Below are 2,500 nucleotides of genomic sequence, written 5' to 3' on the forward strand. Positions count from 1 at the left end.
CCTGAAAGATGATCAGGTTGATAGGTTTGGGGTGGAAGCGTGGTGACACGTGGAGCTGACAAATACTAATCGGTCGAGGACTTAACCTAATATTGATTACTTATTTTTTCTTCAGCATTATCTAGTTTTGAGGGAACAATTCCTCAAACCAAATAGTTTGGTGACGATAGCGAGAAGGTCACACCCGTTCCCATCCCGAACACGGAAGTTAAGCTTCTCAGCGCCGATGGTAGTTGGGGCCTTGCCCCTGTGAGAGTAGGACGTCGCCAAGCTTATATAAAGATGGAGGATTAGCTCAGCTGGGAGAGCATCTGCCTTACAAGCAGAGGGTCGGCGGTTCGAGCCCGTCATCCTCCACCATTATTTTTTCACGAAGTGAAAATAATCTCAATATTTGCCGGCCTAGCTCAATTGGTAGAGCAACTGACTTGTAATCAGTAGGTTGGGGGTTCAAGTCCTCTGGCCGGCATCCTTATGTTCGAGCCATTAGCTCAGTCGGTAGAGCGTCGCACCGTCTCGAAGAGACTGCGACTGCAATAAAAGCCATCGGCTTTTAGCGCACAAGACCACAAGCTGTGTCATAAACATAAATTATATTCGAGCCATTAGCTCAGTCGGTAGAGCATCTGACTTTTAATCAGAGGGTCGAAGGTTCGAGTCCTTCATGGCTCACCAAAGTATTTTGTGTTAGCAAAATAACTTTTCATATGCGGGTGTGGCGGAATTGGCAGACGCACTAGACTTAGGATCTAGCGCCGCAAGGCGTGGGGGTTCGACTCCCTTCACCCGCACTTTAAATATATATTGCGGAAGTAGTTCAGTGGTAGAACACCACCTTGCCAAGGTGGGGGTCGCGGGTTCGAATCCCGTCTTCCGCTCCAGAACATACTTGCCGGGGTGGCGGAACTGGCAGACGCACAGGACTTAAAATCCTGCGGTAGGTGACTACCGTACCGGTTCGATTCCGGTCCTCGGCACCAAGGTTTTTTACGATAGTAAAATAACCAAAGTTTTTTGCTTTGGCAAATTGACTAACGATTAATGCGCCCGTAGCTCAATTGGATAGAGCGTCTGACTACGGATCAGAAGGTTATGGGTTCGACTCCTTTCGGGCGCGCTTGTGTATCGGGAAGTAGCTCAGCTTGGTAGAGCACTTGGTTTGGGACCAAGGGGTCGCAGGTTCGAATCCTGTCTTCCCGACCATTCAATTCCCAATAAAAATGGGGCCTTAGCTCAGCTGGGAGAGCGCCTGCTTTGCACGCAGGAGGTCAGCGGTTCGATCCCGCTAGGCTCCACCAAAAGAATATTGACAAGATGAAATGAGCTTGTTAGTAATGAAAGCTGCTTCTGAGGCAGTGTAGTAATTGCTCTTTGAAAACTAAACAAACAAAAACGTCAACGTTAATTCTAGTTGCCTTATGGCAACAAAACATATGAGCAAGTCAAACAATCTTATTGGAGAGTTTGATCCTGGCTCAGGACGAACGCTGGCGGCGTGCCTAATACATGCAAGTCGAGCGAACTTGCGGGAGCTTGCTCCCAAAAGTTAGCGGCGGACGGGTGAGTAACACGTGGGCAACCTGCCTGTAAGACTGGGATAACTTCGGGAAACCGGAGCTAATACCGGATAATTCATTTCCTCTCATGAGGAAATGCTGAAAGGCGGCTTCGGCTGTCACTTACAGATGGGCCCGCGGCGCATTAGCTAGTTGGTGAGGTAACGGCTCACCAAGGCGACGATGCGTAGCCGACCTGAGAGGGTGATCGGCCACACTGGGACTGAGACACGGCCCAGACTCCTACGGGAGGCAGCAGTAGGGAATCTTCCGCAATGGACGAAAGTCTGACGGAGCAACGCCGCGTGAGTGATGAAGGTTTTCGGATCGTAAAACTCTGTTGTTAGGGAAGAACAAGTACGAGAGTAACTGCTCGTACCTTGACGGTACCTAACCAGAAAGCCACGGCTAACTACGTGCCAGCAGCCGCGGTAATACGTAGGTGGCAAGCGTTGTCCGGAATTATTGGGCGTAAAGCGCGCGCAGGCGGTTCCTTAAGTCTGATGTGAAAGCCCACGGCTCAACCGTGGAGGGTCATTGGAAACTGGGGGACTTGAGTGCAGAAGAGAAGAGTGGAATTCCACGTGTAGCGGTGAAATGCGTAGAGATGTGGAGGAACACCAGTGGCGAAGGCGACTCTTTGGTCTGTAACTGACGCTGAGGCGCGAAAGCGTGGGGAGCAAACAGGATTAGATACCCTGGTAGTCCACGCCGTAAACGATGAGTGCTAAGTGTTAGAGGGTTTCCGCCCTTTAGTGCTGCAGCAAACGCATTAAGCACTCCGCCTGGGGAGTACGGCCGCAAGGCTGAAACTCAAAGGAATTGACGGGGACCCGCACAAGCGGTGGAGCATGTGGTTTAATTCGAAGCAACGCGAAGAACCTTACCAGGTCTTGACATCCTCTGACAATCCTAGAGATAGGACGTTCCCCTTCGGGGGACAG

9 tRNA genes and 3 rRNA genes (2 of these 12 running past the window's edge) are annotated in these 2,500 nt (G+C 50.7%); all 12 read left to right on the forward strand.

Annotation, left to right across the window (positions count from 1 at the left end):
* A 23S ribosomal RNA gene (locus R4Z09_RS00420) occupies positions 1-89 on the forward strand; it begins 2,843 nt to the left of the window's first position.
* 67 nt (positions 90-156) lie between these two features.
* Positions 157-272: ribosomal RNA gene (gene rrf / locus R4Z09_RS00425) — 5S ribosomal RNA — on the forward strand.
* Positions 273-284: 12 nt separating this feature from the next.
* Positions 285-360: transfer RNA gene (locus tag R4Z09_RS00430), tRNA-Val, on the forward strand.
* 36 nt (positions 361-396) lie between these two features.
* Positions 397-469 (forward strand) — tRNA-Thr (locus tag R4Z09_RS00435).
* Positions 470-599: 130 nt separating this feature from the next.
* A tRNA-Lys gene (locus R4Z09_RS00440) sits at positions 600-675 on the forward strand.
* Between the two features lie 34 nt (positions 676-709).
* Positions 710-791, forward strand: a tRNA-Leu gene (locus R4Z09_RS00445).
* 15 nt (positions 792-806) lie between these two features.
* Positions 807-881: transfer RNA gene (locus tag R4Z09_RS00450), tRNA-Gly, on the forward strand.
* A 10-nt stretch (positions 882-891) separates the two neighbouring features.
* Positions 892-980 (forward strand) — tRNA-Leu (locus R4Z09_RS00455).
* Positions 981-1,043: 63 nt separating this feature from the next.
* Positions 1,044-1,117, forward strand: a tRNA-Arg gene (locus R4Z09_RS00460).
* A gap of 9 nt (positions 1,118-1,126) precedes the next feature.
* Positions 1,127-1,203: transfer RNA gene (locus R4Z09_RS00465), tRNA-Pro, on the forward strand.
* A 19-nt stretch (positions 1,204-1,222) separates the two neighbouring features.
* Positions 1,223-1,298: transfer RNA gene (locus R4Z09_RS00470), tRNA-Ala, on the forward strand.
* A 154-nt stretch (positions 1,299-1,452) separates the two neighbouring features.
* A 16S ribosomal RNA gene (locus tag R4Z09_RS00475) occupies positions 1,453-2,500 on the forward strand (it continues 502 nt past the right edge of the window).

The sequence above is a fragment of the Niallia oryzisoli genome (assembly GCF_036670025.1).
In the GTDB taxonomy this organism is placed as follows: domain Bacteria; phylum Bacillota; class Bacilli; order Bacillales; family Cytobacillaceae; genus Bacillus_BD; species Bacillus_BD oryzisoli.